At 55.7% G+C, this 14,247-nt stretch carries 12 protein-coding genes and 1 tRNA gene; 3 read left to right on the top strand and 10 right to left on the bottom strand.

Annotation, left to right across the window (positions count from 1 at the left end; translation table 11 throughout):
• Positions 1 to 63: 63 nt before the first annotated feature.
• The 3 genes from groL (ABD971_RS21165) to groL (ABD971_RS21155) all read right to left on the bottom strand — a co-directional run bounded on the left by groL (ABD971_RS21165) (position 64) and on the right by groL (ABD971_RS21155) (position 4,016).
• Positions 64 to 1,683: a chaperonin GroEL gene (gene groL, locus ABD971_RS21165; RefSeq protein WP_339938049.1), complete on the bottom strand. Its 1,620-nt coding sequence runs from the start codon at positions 1,681 to 1,683 to the stop codon at positions 64 to 66.
• Positions 1,684 to 1,824: 141 nt separating this feature from the next.
• On the bottom strand, positions 1,825 to 2,121 hold the full coding sequence (gene groES, locus ABD971_RS21160; RefSeq protein WP_146596752.1) for a co-chaperone GroES: 297 nt from the start codon (positions 2,119 to 2,121) through the stop codon (positions 1,825 to 1,827).
• A gap of 182 nt (positions 2,122 to 2,303) precedes the next feature.
• Positions 2,304 to 4,016 (bottom strand): chaperonin GroEL, encoded by a 1,713-nt coding sequence (gene groL, locus ABD971_RS21155; protein ID WP_339938051.1) that lies wholly within the window; start codon positions 4,014 to 4,016, stop codon positions 2,304 to 2,306.
• A gap of 907 nt (positions 4,017 to 4,923) precedes the next feature.
• Here groL (ABD971_RS21155) and ABD971_RS21150 point away from each other — a divergent pair.
• Entirely contained in the window at positions 4,924 to 6,765 is a 1,842-nt protein-coding gene (locus tag ABD971_RS21150) for a hypothetical protein (RefSeq protein WP_345325340.1), read from the top strand.
• 43 nt (positions 6,766 to 6,808) lie between these two features.
• Here the strand turns inward: ABD971_RS21150 and ABD971_RS21145 are convergent, their stop codons facing one another.
• The 7 genes from ABD971_RS21145 to ABD971_RS21115 form a co-directional block, all read right to left on the bottom strand.
• Positions 6,809 to 7,630, bottom strand: coding sequence for an FkbM family methyltransferase (locus ABD971_RS21145; protein WP_345325338.1), 822 nt, complete (start codon positions 7,628 to 7,630; stop codon positions 6,809 to 6,811).
• Positions 7,631 to 7,738: 108 nt separating this feature from the next.
• A complete protein-coding gene (locus ABD971_RS21140; protein WP_339938057.1) occupies positions 7,739 to 7,945 on the bottom strand; it encodes a DUF5989 family protein in 207 nt (68 codons plus the stop codon).
• A 9-nt stretch (positions 7,946 to 7,954) separates the two neighbouring features.
• Positions 7,955 to 8,362, bottom strand: coding sequence for an SxtJ family membrane protein (locus ABD971_RS21135; protein WP_345325335.1), 408 nt, complete (start codon positions 8,360 to 8,362; stop codon positions 7,955 to 7,957).
• Complete coding sequence (locus ABD971_RS21130; RefSeq protein WP_345325333.1) at positions 8,362 to 10,194, bottom strand: carbamoyltransferase family protein; 1,833 nt, start codon at positions 10,192 to 10,194, stop codon at positions 8,362 to 8,364. The genes ABD971_RS21135 and ABD971_RS21130 overlap by 1 nt, the downstream gene beginning before the upstream one ends.
• A gap of 33 nt (positions 10,195 to 10,227) precedes the next feature.
• Positions 10,228 to 11,910, bottom strand: a complete 1,683-nt coding sequence (locus tag ABD971_RS21125) for a hypothetical protein (RefSeq protein WP_345325331.1) — start codon at positions 11,908 to 11,910, stop codon at positions 10,228 to 10,230.
• Entirely contained in the window at positions 11,900 to 12,856 is a 957-nt protein-coding gene (locus ABD971_RS21120) for an ABC transporter ATP-binding protein (protein ID WP_345325329.1), read from the bottom strand. Before ABD971_RS21120 ends, ABD971_RS21125 begins: the two co-directional genes overlap by 11 nt.
• On the bottom strand, positions 12,853 to 13,260 hold the full coding sequence (locus ABD971_RS21115) for a GntR family transcriptional regulator (RefSeq protein WP_339938066.1): 408 nt from the start codon (positions 13,258 to 13,260) through the stop codon (positions 12,853 to 12,855). The genes ABD971_RS21120 and ABD971_RS21115 overlap by 4 nt, the downstream gene beginning before the upstream one ends.
• A 129-nt stretch (positions 13,261 to 13,389) precedes the next feature.
• Between ABD971_RS21115 and ABD971_RS21110 the strand changes: the two genes are divergently transcribed.
• Together ABD971_RS21110 and upp are read left to right on the top strand one after the other, a co-directional pair.
• A tRNA-Ser gene (locus ABD971_RS21110) sits at positions 13,390 to 13,476 on the top strand.
• Positions 13,477 to 13,602: 126 nt separating this feature from the next.
• Entirely contained in the window at positions 13,603 to 14,238 is a 636-nt protein-coding gene (upp, locus tag ABD971_RS21105; RefSeq protein ID WP_345325327.1) for a uracil phosphoribosyltransferase, read from the top strand.
• Positions 14,239 to 14,247: the final 9 nt, after the last annotated feature.

Raw genomic sequence — 14,247 nt, 5'->3', positions numbered from 1 at the left:
GCCGCACCTCGCTATCCACTAGCACACTGCTAGCCGCGAGCGGGGGGGACCCCCCTTCTCGGCTTAGGACACGACGCCTTCGACTTGACGCTTGTCCTTGTCTTCGGCTTCGAAGTTGGTGACCAACGCTTCGGTGGTCAACATCAAACCTGCGATACTGCCAGCATTTGCCAACGCGGTACGAGCCACCTTCACAGGGTCGATCACGCCAGCCTTCAGCATGTCACAGTACTCGCCGGTGTTGGCGTCGTAACCGATCGTGGCGCCCTTTTGGCGAACTTCGTCAACGACAACGCTGCCGTCGATGCCGCCATTGTCAGCGATTTGACGCATCGGAGCGTCCAAAGCGTGCAAGACGATGCCAACACCGATCTTTTCGTCGCCCTTGGCTTTCTTCTGAGCCGCTTCGACCGCTTCGTAGCAACGCACCAAAGCCACACCACCGCCGGGAAGGATACCTTCCTCGACCGCCGCACGGGTTGCGTGCAGTGCGTCTTCCAAGCGAGCCTTGGTTTGCTTCATTTCCGCTTCAGTTTCGGCACCCACGCTGATGACGGCAACGCCACCGGCCAGTTTCGCCAAACGCTCTTGGAATTTTTCCTTGTCGTACTCGCTATCGGTTTGTTCGATTTGAGCACGGATTTGGGAAACACGTTTGTCGATGTCTTCGCGTTTTCCGCTGCCTTCGACGATGGTCGTGTTGCTCTTGTCGACGGTGACCTTCTTGGCACGGCCAAGTTGCTCAAGCGTGACATTTTCGAGCTGGATGCCCAAGTCTTCGCTGATCAGCGTACCGCCGGTCAGGGTCGCGATATCGCCGAGCATTGCTTTGCGACGATCGCCGAAACCAGGAGCCTTCACCGCACACACGTTCAGCGTGCCACGCAGCTTGTTGACCACCAACAACGTCAACGCTTCTGCATCGACATCTTCGGCGATGATCAACAACGGTTGACCGGTCTGTGCAGCCTTTTCCAACAACGGAACAAGATCGCGGATGTTGCTGATCTTCTTCTCATAAAGCAGGATCAAAGCGTTTTCGAGGCTCGCTTCCATCGTGCTTGGATCGTTGATGAAGTAAGGCGAGATGTAGCCCTTATCGAACTGCATTCCGTCAACGTAATTGACTTCGGTCGCTCGGCTCTTGCCTTCTTCGACCGTGATCACGCCGTCCTTACCAACTCGTTCCAAAGCATCGGCCAACAAGTTTCCGATGACCTTGTCGTTGTTCGCACTGATCGCACCGACGTTAGCGATTTGCTCTTTGTTCTTGACGGGTTGGCCCATCTCGATCAATTGCTCGGTTGCCGCTTGAACAGCGCGGTCGATCCCACGGCGGATGGCCGCAGGGTTGCTGCCGGCAACGATGTTACGCAGACCTTCTTTGAAGATCGCACGAGCCAACACGGTTGCGGTGGTGGTGCCGTCACCGGCGAGATCGCTGGTCTTTTGAGCGACCTCGATCACCAACTTGGCGCCCATGTTCTCAAAGCGATCTTCGAGTTCAATTTCTTTAGCGACGGTGACACCGTCCTTCGTTACGGTGGGTCCGCCAAACGACTTGGCGATCATCACGTTGCGGCCCGTAGGGCCCATCGTTACGGCGACCGCATTGGCCAACTTGTCGACGCCCGCCAACATGCGAGCTCGCGCGTGGTCGTCAAATAGCAGTTGTTTTGCCACGAGTGAATTCCTGTAATAAAATTGCTGTTGTTCGTTTTGTTGCAATCAGCGGCAGTGACACACACACCGCTGAGACGTTTCGTCCATCGCAGCAGAGCCCACGCAAGTCGGCTCACTGCGAAAAACCAAAAGTGCCGTTTACTACAGAACTTTTGCCAAGATGTCGCTTTCGCGAAGGATCTTCATTTCGCGACCATCGACTTCGATGTTGCTTCCGCCGTACTTGCCGTAGATCACGACGTCGCCAACGGTGACGCTAAGCTCACCACGGTTTCCGCTGTCCAACATCTTGCCAGGACCGACGGCGACAACCGTACCACGCTGCGGTTTTTCACGAGCCGAATCGGGAAGCACGATACCGCCAGCGGTGGTTTCTTCGGCTTCGACAGGCTCAACAACAATGCGATCATCCAACGGACGTAGGTTCATTTTTGCCATAGTATTTTCTTATCTGTATTGAAGGTTGTGTTTAAAAGGTTTTGCTGAAACGGAGTACAGAGACCAACGGGCCTAAGCCGCAAAAAGGTCTGTGCAGAAAAAAGCGTGCCTCGCCGGAGGGACCGCAGCCGAATGCAGAGGCGTCCGGTCGCGATCCCAATCTCAGATGCGAGGCGGATGCATTACATCATGCCGCCCATTCCGCCCATGCCACCCATTCCGCCCATGCCTGGCATGCCGCCGCCCATTCCGCCCATGCCACCCATTCCGTGGTCATGACCGTGATCGCCGCCACCCTCTTCCTCTTCGGTCGGGATTTCGGTGACCAACGATTCGGTGGTCAACAACAGCGATGCGACGCTTGCCGCGTTGGTTAGCGAAGTGCGAACCACCTTGGCGGGGTCAACGATTCCGGCGGCGACGAGATCACAGTAGACCTCGGCGTTCGCATCGTAACCGTCATGCTTGCCCTTCATCTGCAAAACGCGATTGACCACAACGGCGCCATCAAGGCCGGCGTTGTTAGCGATCGCACGCAGAGGCTGATCCAAGATGTTACGAATGATTCGTACACCCATCTTTTGATCGCCTTCGGTTTCCTTTTCCAATTTTTCCACAACGCTACGGCAGCGAAGCAGTGCAGTTCCACCACCGGGGACAATGCCTTCTTCGAGCGCGGCTTGGGTTGCCGCACGAGCGTCGTCGAGCAGTGCTTTGCGTTCTTTCATTTCAGTTTCGGTCGCAGCACCGACGCTGATCTGAGCAACACCACCGGCGAGTTTCGCCAAACGCTCTTGCAACTTCTCGCGATCGTAATCGCTGTCGGTGTTGCTGATCTCGCGGCGGATCTGCTCAACGCGGCCTTCGATATCGGCCTTCTTGCCAGCACCGCCAACCATGGTGGTCGCTTCGCTGGTGATGCGAATCTTCTTGGCACGACCAAGGTCGCTCAGCTTGACGCTTTCCAGATCGATACCCAGGTCTTTGAAGATCGCCTTCCCGCCGGTCAACACAGCAATGTCGCCGAGGATCGCTTTACGGCGATCGCCATAACCAGGTGCCTTCACAGCACAGACGGTCAAGATGCCACGCATCTTGTTGACAACCAAAGTCGCCAGTGCTTCGCCTTCGACGTCTTCAGCGATGATCAACAATGGTTTCTTCGATTTGCTGACCGCTTCCAACAAAGGAATCATCTTCTTGTTCGCACTGATCTTCTCTTCGAAGAGCAGGACGTAACAATCGTCGAGTTCCACCGAGACTTCGTCTTGGTTGGTGACAAAGTGAGGCGACAGGAATCCGCGATCGAACTGCATCCCTTCGACAACGTCGACGGTGGTTTCGTTCGTACGGCCTTCTTCGACCGTGATCACGCCGTTCTTACCCACTTTGGTGAACGCATCGGCCAACACGTTGCCGATTTCGGGATCGTTGTTCCCTGCGATCGTGGCGACTTGCTTGATGTCGCTCTTGCTTTTTTCGTCGATTGGCTTGGACAGCTTGCCAATCTGAGCCACAACGGCATCAACGCCTTTGGCGATACCGCGGGAAAGGGCCATCGGGTCGGCGCCCATGGCGACCATTTTCAGGCCTTCACGGAAGATTGCTTCGGCCAAAACCGTTGCCGTGGTGGTGCCGTCGCCAGCGACGTCATTGGTCTTGCTAGCGGCTTCTTTGACGAGTTGAGCCCCAAGGTTCTCAAACGGATCGTCTAATTCGATGTCTTCAGCAACCGTCACACCGTCTTTGGTGACTTTGGGTGAGCCCCAGCCTTTGTCCAACACGGCATTGCGACCGCGAGGTCCCAAGGTGCTGCGGACGGCTCGCGCCAATTTGCTGACACCGGCCAACAATGGCCCGCGTGCATCGTCGTCGAAAACGATTTGCTTTGCCACGACGTTTTTCTCCTGTGGTTTCGTCTAATGAATGTTGCCGCCCAGGCTCGCCCCCAATAGCGGGACATGAGTGCCAAACAACAACAAAGTAAAGGGATGGGATCGAAAATGAGATTCTGCCGCGAAGGAAGCGGTCGGTCTTCCATTTTTGGATCGACGACCCGCCATGCCTTGCGGATGAACGTAAGTCTGCAACGGTGGCAGCAGCCAGCCGGTTGGCTCCTCTGGAGAGCAACCCGTGTGCCACGACCAGAAAAAGATACGCAAGTCGTTTAACGAAAAGCACTTACAAAAACGAACATCAATTCAGCACGAGCTCGCGACAATCTCTTCGTGTCAGCTTGGCAGAACCGGGGCAAAGGGACGCCCTGACCAGATCGCCGCTAGTTCGGGGCCGTTTGAGACCATCGCCCAGAGGGAGACAGCAAGTCCGGCCCGCAACTTTCTGCTGTCCGCGGGGACGCCCATCTCATTCCTGAGGCATTTCTCTGCCACGGGGATTGTAGACGTTCCAACAAAACGGAAGCCACTGTTCCTTGGCAGTGGAGATGCCACTGTTGATTGGCAGTGGAGATGCGCTGAATCACTCCACGTTCTGGCGAGCGTAGCTACGACGACATCGACAACCTGGCATCCTTTGGTGACCCGCTTCTGCAGCGGCAAAAGCGTGGACGAACCCGCGGGCGGCACTGGACGCTTAGGTGTCGGCGCGCGGACCGCTGGGAGGCAATAAATTCACCGCGATCGTTTTAACCGTTATCAGCTGACCGGAAACGTTTACCATTCAAAGGAAGTTCATTCAAGAAACGTTGACCCAGCACGGCTTCGGACGTCCACTTGCTCATGTAGTCTCGCGCGGACTTGGGTTTGTGCGAGCGAGCACGTTTCTCACGCACGGGTAATCTGGATGTCGAAACGACGACGCCTAGCCGCTTTAATCACATTTGCTGCTGTTAGCTTTTCGACAGTAGATGCTTCTGCTTGCTGCCTGACCGATTGGCTTTTCGGCCGCCCCACGGCTTACGCCGCTGGCTATGCGCCATACTCGGCTGCCTATCCCTACAGTGCGAACTATGGCGCCGTCCCGGTGGGCTACTCGGCTGGCTTTGCACCGGCATCGCCTTACACCGCAGCGTACCCAAGCAGCGCCCTTTACAGCTCAGCGTACGGATCGAATCCGCTCGTTCCGACGACGACACCTCGCTATCAAATCAGCGGTGTGTACCAAGCTCAACGGCCTGCGTACACGCTGAATAATCCTTCGGTTTACAGCGGCATGCCGGTCACAGGTCAAGCGACTGCGCAGACTTCGTATAGTCTGCCGATGAACGGGACGTCGGCGCCGATCGCGACAGCCTACCCGCCATCGTCGTCGATTCCGATTCCAGCGGGCAGCGTTCCACTTGCGCAAACGCTGCGTGGCAACGCTCCGACGTCATCATTCTTCGGCGGCAACAATGCCTATCCGATGCAATCGATGCCTTCGCAATCGTACTCAGCAGCCTACGCGACCCCATCCACGGCGATTCCAGCGACTCAAGTTGCACCGCCGTTTGTCGTCCCCGCTCAGCCCCGTGTGGGAGGACTGGGACGTTTCTTCGGAGCACTGTTTGGCACAAACTATCGCTCGTCGTACTACCGCGCCCCCGTCACCTACTATCGTCCCGTCACTGCGGTAGACCCGGTGTCAGGCACGACGGTAACAACCCAACAAGGCTGTACGTCGTATCTGGATCAACTTCAACGATCGCCCTACAGCAGCCTGGGCGCGAACCAACCCAGCGTTTATCAGCCGACACCGATCGGGCAACCTGTGCCAATTGGTCAACCGGTCCCGGTTGGCTCTACCTCGGGAACCAACAATCCGTTCGCAGCCCCGAGCGACTCAGTGCCGATGAATCCACCGAGTCTCAACGGAGTGCAAACTCCACCAAGTTTCAGCCAAAGCTCGGCATACGGATCGGCATCGCCGTACACGCCCAGCCCCTACACGCCCAGCCCATTTGGCAGTGTCAATCAAACGGGTGGCATCGCGTCACCGAACAACTCGATGACAATCCCGATTCCGTCGACCGCCCCCAGCAGCGGTTACGTCCCGAACACCGAACCGCTGTCGGGCGCTTCGTCGTCCGCAAACGGCGACCGTGCTCCGCTGGACCAACCCCGCCTCGAATCATCACGTCCAAGTCAATCGGACGAGCAAAATGGATATCGCAGCGACATCGACCGCTATCTGGAAGAAAATAGCGACAGCTCAAATTCGGATGCGACACCACAAACGAAAACGGAGTGGCGATTGCAAAATCCAGCCGACTCGTCGGTCTTCGGATCCACTTCGCAGGGGGCGTCCGACCGAATGATCACCGCAGCAAACGAAGAGCCGAGCAAACTGGGCTACTCGAGCGTCCATCCCATCCAAGCGCCGCCAGAATACATCTCGCCGTTTCAGCGCCAAACACTCGAGGTGCAACCACAACCCAACAAGAGCGACCGCCCGCTGACAGCCCCGCCGCTGCCACCCAATAACGAGCAGCCGATCAACGCATCCAACCGTGACCGTGGCACCTATTCGATCCCTGTTCGTGAAGCGGCACTCGTGCGAGAGCGAACGTTTGAATCGGAATCGCGTCATCAAGTGAACCGGACTTACCAGCCCGACGTTCGCCCGATGGAAGTCCGTCAGCCCGAAACCCGCACTCCTCCGAAACGGAAGCGTCAAGAATCCGGCTGGGGCGCCATTCGGCCCTAAAACGTATGCCGAAAACGAAAGGGGTTTGCTGAGATAGAGAGACTTAAGGGGCCTGGATGCCGAGGACTCGGCGTGCCCTGTCCCTAATCTCGATCCGGCGGTCTCGGTGCACCGCAAAGTAGTTGGTGGATCTGCGTGGGTAGAGATGACTCTCGATAAATCCCTGTTCGCAAAGCCCACTGCCGTCGTGAGCAAGGCGATTGGGCACAACAATCTCATAGCCGCGCTGCTCGAAAAACTGATAAAGGTCTCTGGGTTCGTAGCCTGAACTTAGTCGGGTGGGAGCGCTTTCGAACATCACAACGGGCTTCCATCTCGACAGCAAGTTGGTCGCCCCGCGAAGAGCCCCAAGCTCAGCCCCTTCGATGTCGATCTTTATCACGTCAACGACGGCATCCGCGGGGATCAACGTATCCAATCGTTTGACCGCGACCTGGATTTCACGGATATGGGACTCGTTGTCGTCCGGTGCGATGAGCGAGCTGTAGCCCGTTTTCTGCGTATCGATAAAGAACGTCATCTCGCCGTCGGCTTCTGCGACCGCACAGGCATGCAAAACGACGTTCGGAAATTTGCGACGAAGTCTTGCCGCTTTCTCTGGTATCGCTTCGACGGCAATAATCCTTACTGCGGGGTCATGTTTGCGAACCGCCGAGATGACGCTGCCAATATGGGCGCCGACATCGAGAAACGTCTTGCCGGATTGGCAAATTGACGCAACAAGCATGCTGGCGAGTTGATCATTCGCAATGGTGCCCACAGCCTCCGGTTGACGAAGCGCCGTACGGACTAAGTCGATCTTCTCTCTCGAGAGTATCGCAAAGCTTCCGAGTCGCGTGCCAAGAAGGACCTGCTTGATGTTCATGTGTTTCTTGCCAACAGAAATCAATCATTGCCTTCCAGCAGTGCCGCGATGCAATGACGGTGAACTAAGTATAAACCGCGTGATTCTGCGAGTATATGGAGTGGCTGTTCAAAAGAACGTGTAGATAAAGGGGGCGCCGCCGCTGCCAGCTAGAAGCGTGATCACGCCGATTGATAACAATGAAACAATCAGCGGCACGAGCCACCACTTTTTGTTCTCTCGCAAAAACAAGAAAAATTCCTGCAGGAACCCGAGGTCTTCGCCTTTGGCTTGGTTTTCAAATTCGTTTTCTCGAGCACGTTGCGGTTCGTCCATCAGGTCGCCTTAAAACTGTTTGAAGTACCGGGAAATGTCGTCGTCTTCACGACGATGAATCCAGTTCGAAGCGGAATCGCGTTTCTTCAATCGCAATGGATCATACCCCAGCAACCGGAGCATGATCCCCGTCGGCAAGACAATCCCGAAAAAGACAGTTCCTAACAACAGGTGACTGATCGCCCAGGCAAGCGGATACGTGAAATATTGCCAAGCTCGAATCACCCGCAGTCGTGTTCCCGGTATGCAGTAGTATATCACGCCAATCAACACTCCCACGACCATCAGAGCCATGGAAACGCGGCTTGCACTATGCCGCAGCATCAACGCAAAGACCAGAAACAGCGTGGACAATGAAAGTCCAAACCATCGCTCCATCGAACGCGAAGGAGCCGCCTTGAGATCAAAAAGTGACATCAGTCCGGCTCCAATTCATTGAGATATAGCTGGCTCGATTGACGAGCCGATTCTGGTTGTTCGGTTTTCAGCATGAGATAGTTTCCGATCACCAGTGCGTCCATCTCCGTCGCCATGAAGCAGCGGTACGCATCGGCAGCCGTTGCCACCATCGGCTCGCCTCGCACATTAAAACTGGTGTTGATGAGCGCAGGGCACCCCGTTTGTTCATAGAATTTCCGCAGCAATCCGTAGAAACGCGGATACCGTTGCGGGCTGACCGTTTGCACCCGAGCGGAGTAGTCTAGATGCGTGATCGCAGGCAGCTCGCTTCGCGACTGTTGTAGCTTTTCGAGACCAGGCGAAATCGACTCATCCATCGGCAGGCGTCGTTTTTCTTGCACGTCAAATGTAAACAACATATACGGGCTCGAATCGCCGCCAGACATTTTGAAATATTCATGACTGTGTTCCGCGAGAACACTCGGCGCGAAAGGACGGAAGGACTCTCGACGCTTGATTTTGGCGTTCATCACCAATTGCATCTCAGGGTTACGTGGGTCGCCAAGGATACTGCGTCCACCGAGCGCTCGCGGCCCGAATTCCATGTTGCCCTGAACCCAACCGATCACCTTCCCATCGGCAAGTAGCTTGGCCGCCGCTTCATTAAGTTCATCATCCACCGGCAGGTGCTGCATCACCGCACCACGATCTCGCAGCGACCGCAAATCGTCTTCGCGATCCGCAGACGGCCCGAGCAGCGAATTCGGCTGGGCACTGATCGGCTTGGCAACACGCGGCTTGCCGAGCAATTGATGCCAAATCAGCCAAGCAACCCCGAGTGACCCTCCGGCGTCACCGGCAGCCGGTTGACCCCAGATCTGTTTGAACGGTCCTTCACGCAATAGCCGTCCGTTGGCAACACAATTCAGTGCCACTCCGCCCGCCATACACAAGGAATCAAGCTTGGTTTGATCGAAGACATGGTTCGCCATTCGTAGCAAGACGTCCTCGGTGACTCGCTGAATACTTGCGGCTAGATCCATATCGACTTCGCGGATCGGCTCGTCTGGTTTACGGCGTGCGACACCAAGCAATCGCTCCATTTTCCGATCGGTCATGCGTAGCGTATGACCGAACGAAAAATAGTCCATGTTCAGCCGGTAGCTCCCGTCATCATGGATTTCAATTAAGTGTTTAAAGATCAAGTCGGCAAATTTAGGTTCGCCGTAAGGAGCCAACCCCATCATTTTGTACTCGCCCGAGTTGACTCTAAATCCACAGAAATAGGTAAACGCCGAGTAGAGCAGACCTAAGGAATGCGGAAATCGGATTTCATTTTTTAGCGAGATACGGTTTTCGCGGCCGACGCCCCAGCTTGTCGTTGCCCATTCGCCCACGCCGTCGATGGTTAGAATTGCAGCTTCGTCAAAGGGACTCGGAAAAAACGCACTGCTTGCGTGCGATTCATGGTGTTCGCAAAACACGATTCGACGTTTGTACTGTTTCCCCAAGTGTTTACGGATTTCACGAGGTAGATGCAGCTTTGTTTGCAGCCAATTGGGCATCGCACGAAAGAAGCTGCCGTAACCGGCCGGCGCGTAGGCCAAATAGGTTTCCAGCAGCCGATCAAACTTCAACAACGGTTTTTCATAAAAACCGACGTAGTCAAGATCGCCAATGTCGGCGTCGGCCATTCGCAGACATTCATTCATGGCGTGCAGCGGAAACGATGCGTCATGTTTCTGCCGCGTGAAACGCTCTTCGCTGGCCGCTGCAACCACCTCGCCATCGCGAATGATCGCAACGGCCGAATCATGGTAGAACGCCGAGATGCCAAGAATCAAAGTCATGATTGCCAGAGCCAATTCGATCAGTATGAAGTGCTAACGATGTCGGTTTCGATTCAGGGCAAGTGGCAATACAAGCACGCTCGGCAACGGCAGGACGAGTACGGCAAAGGTCAAACAGATTGACAAAGTGAATCGCGAGTCGGGAATCAAACCAAACAAAAGCAACCCTACCGCCAGCGTGATCAACGCCCAAATTGCAATCACTTGCATCAGCAACGCCCACGAAGCCACATGACTTCGCGACACCACGATGGTCGTCCCGACGATCACGACCAGTTTTACTAGCACTGCGGCATAACCGATCACCTTTAATCGCTCGAGAAACAACAACAATGACGCGGTCAATGTCGGCCAATCCGGCTGTACAATGATCCAGCGCACCCCTGCGAAAAGCAAGGCGAACACCACGGCCGCACTCATCACCACCACACCAACATCGACCCACCGGTGCCCGTACATTGGCACCCACACATAGCTGCACGACACACCCCAAAGCAACAGGCTGATAAAAACCAGGGTCGCAAGCGTCACACGCAGCCCTACCATCGTGGCCGTACCAGTGACGGAGTCTTGCGTTGCTAACCAAGTCGCCCACTGAGACCAGTTCTCGCGGTTTTCGGGCCGAACCATACAGACGCCGTAGAAAACGATCGACAGCGACAAAAACAGAGCCAAATAGCCCGCGATCATTGCGAATCGCGTCCATGCAATGGTGGCGTCTGATAGGGGACTGATGGAGAGATAGGTGGGCAATGTCGACATCGATGGCTGCGTCTCGGGTTCGAGCGTCCGAGCTGCCGATACCATGCCGACAAAGAACATGCACAGCACACTCATGATGGCCAACGCCACCGGCGCCCAAGAAAACAGCGAAGCGACCAACATGGCCGGACATGCCATAAACAAAAATGAATTGAACCGGTACGCTCGCGAGCGATGTAGATCGTGCCACACCAATGCTCGCACCGGACTGCGATGAGATGCCGCCTGCTCTCCGATGCGATCCCAGCTCAATCGATTCCAAAGCCAAGCCACCCATCCCGATGCGTCTGCGGGAATCATTCCGGCGACATGATGCCGGGCAACCGTGACGGCGCGATAAGCGATTCCCACCGCCAGCAGGAAATAGGCCGCCGCGGCGATTGCCAATCCGTACTCGGCCGTTGATGACAAGTTAGCTTCACTTTTTCCGCCGATCGCCATTAGACACAATCCGTATGAGACCGGCGCCAATATGCCAAGCATCCAGATCCGGCATATCCCCGATCGAAACGGACGCCACGCGAGGGCGGAAATCAAGACTCCCGTCGCGGCGACCAAGAACGCTGGAATCAAAATCCACGTTGATGCTCCGAACCACTGCAGTGTTTTCGAGAGGACGAGCCAGACCGCGAATACCCACGCGGTTTTCATTGCAATCGGAATCAGTGCGAGCTTCCAATTCGCAATCGGCATCCGCAACAACCAGTGCGAATAACCGCTTTCGCAGGAATCGAGCTTTCCGAGTGGCGAGACGTCCAATGCAAAAATGCCCCACGACATCGCTGGCAAAAATGCAACACAAAGGATGACCGACGCGAATGAATCGAAACGAGCCTCCTGTCGCGAGATCACAAACAACAAAGCTTCGGCAATCCCAATGATGCCGACGAAGAACATCAGTAGGAAGCGGTTTTTCAACCAGGTCAAACGCATGATCGCGAGACTATCTGACATCCGAAGTCACCTCTTGAAGATGGTCATCGTGAAGTTCAGACGCACTGGATTGCTCGGTTCCCGCACGGGCTGCGAACCAGCGATGCAGCGTGATTTCGCGGCGGGTGATCAACTTCACCTCCGCCGGCACGACAAACTCCGTTTCCGGGACCACTTCGTGGTCGATGACACCGGACCACTCCGAATCGTCTCCCTGCCAAGCGAAAACGCCGCGAATCGCCGGAGGCATTTCCGTATCGCTGCGACAGACGATTTCTTCGTAACGGGTTTGCAATTGATCCACTGTCGTGGTTTCAATGATCCGGCTCGCTCGCATCAACGCGATCGAATCACACACACGGTCGACCTCATCCAACAGATGACTCGAAAACAGCACCGTCCGCCCCTCTTCACTAATCGTGCGGATGATCGCTTCGAGAATGTCGCGGCGAGCCAACGGATCCAACCCGCTGCTCGGTTCATCCAGGATCAACAGTTCGGGCCGATAAGCGATCGCGACCAGCAATCCTGCTCGCGCTCGCAACCCCTTCGATAGCGAACTCAGCTTGTCCGATCGCGACAAACCGAACAGATCCATCAACTTGGCCGCATAAACGTCATCCCAAGTGTCGTAGATCGCTCGAGAAAAATCGACCAGTTCGCCGACTCGCATCCAAGTTGGCAACGAGTCTTCTTCGGTCAAATAACCGACGCGCCGGAGCACCGATTGCGAATCGCCCACCGGATCCATCCCCAGCACGCGGACGGTGCCTTGCTGAGCCACAAAGGCTCCGATCAGATGCCGTATCAGCGTGGTTTTTCCCGCACCGTTGAGCCCCACCAAACCAAAAACGCTTCCGACTGGAATTTGAACTTCGATGTCTTCGAGTGCCGGGCGACCACGGAACGAACGACACAGCCCGGTCACGTGGACGGCAAGCGGGGAATTTGAATCGAAACGACTCATGATGGCTCCTCGGCGTGATCGGACTTTGGACGATCGAATTGAAGATCCCGTTTCTGCAGCAACGTGATCAGTTCATCCAACTCGAACCCGAGCTGGCGAGAAAGTGTCAACAGTTTGTCGACGTGGGGCGTCATCATGCGGCGCCGCTGGCTGGCGGTATGCCGCGGAGCCAATTCGGAGACAAATGTCCCGGTGGTTCGCCGTTTCTCGACCAGCTGCTCGTGCTCGAGTTCGCGATAGGCCCGCGCGACGGTGTTCGGATTGACTCGCAGACTCTCGGCCAGACCGCGAATCGTTGGCAATTCTTCGCCGCAGCGCATCACCCCGGAAACGATACGAAAACGGATCTGGTCGACGATCTGTTGATAGATCGGTGCGCCATCACTAGAAATGTGGATCTGCATCACGAACCCTTGTGTTAATACATTGATACAAGAGTAAGACAGAGAAGTCAACAAAAAAAATCTGCTCTGGGAACCTGCAAACCTCGGTTTCGTCCGCGGTTGGGGTTTGGTAGAGTCTATGCCAACACAGGATGGGTGGCCGAGTGGTCGAAGGCAGCAGTCTTGAAAACTGCCGTAGGGGTAACTCTACCGTGGGTTCGAATCCCACTCCATCCGCTTCGGAGATTGACCTGCGGTCTGCAAATTTCGCAACCGATCGCGGTCAATCTCTGCCGATGTCCTGGCTCCTCTTGGCTGGACTGAACGCTTGCTTGAGGGATCTACAACGAGGACGACATCGCCGTGAGCCTACTGACAAAAATCGACCATCCGTTGGTAGAGCATCATCTTTGCACGGTGCGAGATAAATCGACGTCGTGCAGTGAATTCCGAACCGCGATTGAACGATTGGCGGTGTTGGTTGGCGTCTACGCCACCGAGGATTTGATCACGCAGCCGACGACGATCCAAACCCCGATCGCCGCTGCGAACTGTCACAAGCTCGCTATGCCGATCGGTCTTGTCCCCATTTTGCGAGCCGGGTTGGGGATGGTTCATCCCTTGCAAAACCTGCTTCCGGATGCTTCGGTATGGCACTTGGGACTTTACCGCAACGAAGAGACAGCCGAACCGGTGGGTTATTACGACAAGCTGCCTAGCCGCGGTGCGCCGAGCGTGGCCTTGGTGCTCGACCCGATGCTTGCCACCGGCGGTTCGGTCGAAATGGTCATTAGCCGGCTGAAAAGCTGGGGCGTGAATGAGATTCGCGTGCTCAGCATCATTGCGGCTCAACCGGGAATCGATCGTGTCGAGCGAGATTTTCCCGACGTCAAACTTTATGTCGCCGCGATTGACCCCGAGCTAAATGAGCAATCGTTTATCGTTCCAGGACTCGGTGACGCGGGCGACCGCATTTTTGACACGCCACAAAACGGGTAGCCCTCTGAA

The sequence above is a fragment of the Novipirellula rosea genome (genome assembly GCF_039541335.1).
Classification (GTDB): Bacteria; Planctomycetota; Planctomycetia; order Pirellulales; family Pirellulaceae; genus Novipirellula; species Novipirellula rosea.
The sequence above is the reverse complement of the archived record's forward strand: the minus strand, read 5'-3'. Positions and strand labels throughout refer to the sequence as shown.

Coding starts and splice junctions, on each gene's coding strand:
- groES (WP_146596752.1), bottom strand. CDS start 2,121: ATGGCAAAAATGAACCTACGTCCGTTGGATGATCGCATTGTTGTTGAG.
- ABD971_RS21150 (WP_345325340.1), top strand. CDS start 4,924: ATGTCGAAACGACGACGCCTAGCCGCTTTAATCACATTTGCTGCTGTT.
- ABD971_RS21125 (WP_345325331.1), bottom strand. CDS start 11,910: ATGTCAGATAGTCTCGCGATCATGCGTTTGACCTGGTTGAAAAACCGC.
- ABD971_RS21115 (WP_339938066.1), bottom strand. CDS start 13,260: ATGCAGATCCACATTTCTAGTGATGGCGCACCGATCTATCAACAGATC.
- ABD971_RS21145 (WP_345325338.1), bottom strand. CDS start 7,630: ATGAACATCAAGCAGGTCCTTCTTGGCACGCGACTCGGAAGCTTTGCG.
- ABD971_RS21140 (WP_339938057.1), bottom strand. CDS start 7,945: ATGGACGAACCGCAACGTGCTCGAGAAAACGAATTTGAAAACCAAGCC.
- ABD971_RS21130 (WP_345325333.1), bottom strand. CDS start 10,194: ATGACTTTGATTCTTGGCATCTCGGCGTTCTACCATGATTCGGCCGTT.
- ABD971_RS21120 (WP_345325329.1), bottom strand. CDS start 12,856: ATGAGTCGTTTCGATTCAAATTCCCCGCTTGCCGTCCACGTGACCGGG.
- ABD971_RS21135 (WP_345325335.1), bottom strand. CDS start 8,362: ATGTCACTTTTTGATCTCAAGGCGGCTCCTTCGCGTTCGATGGAGCGA.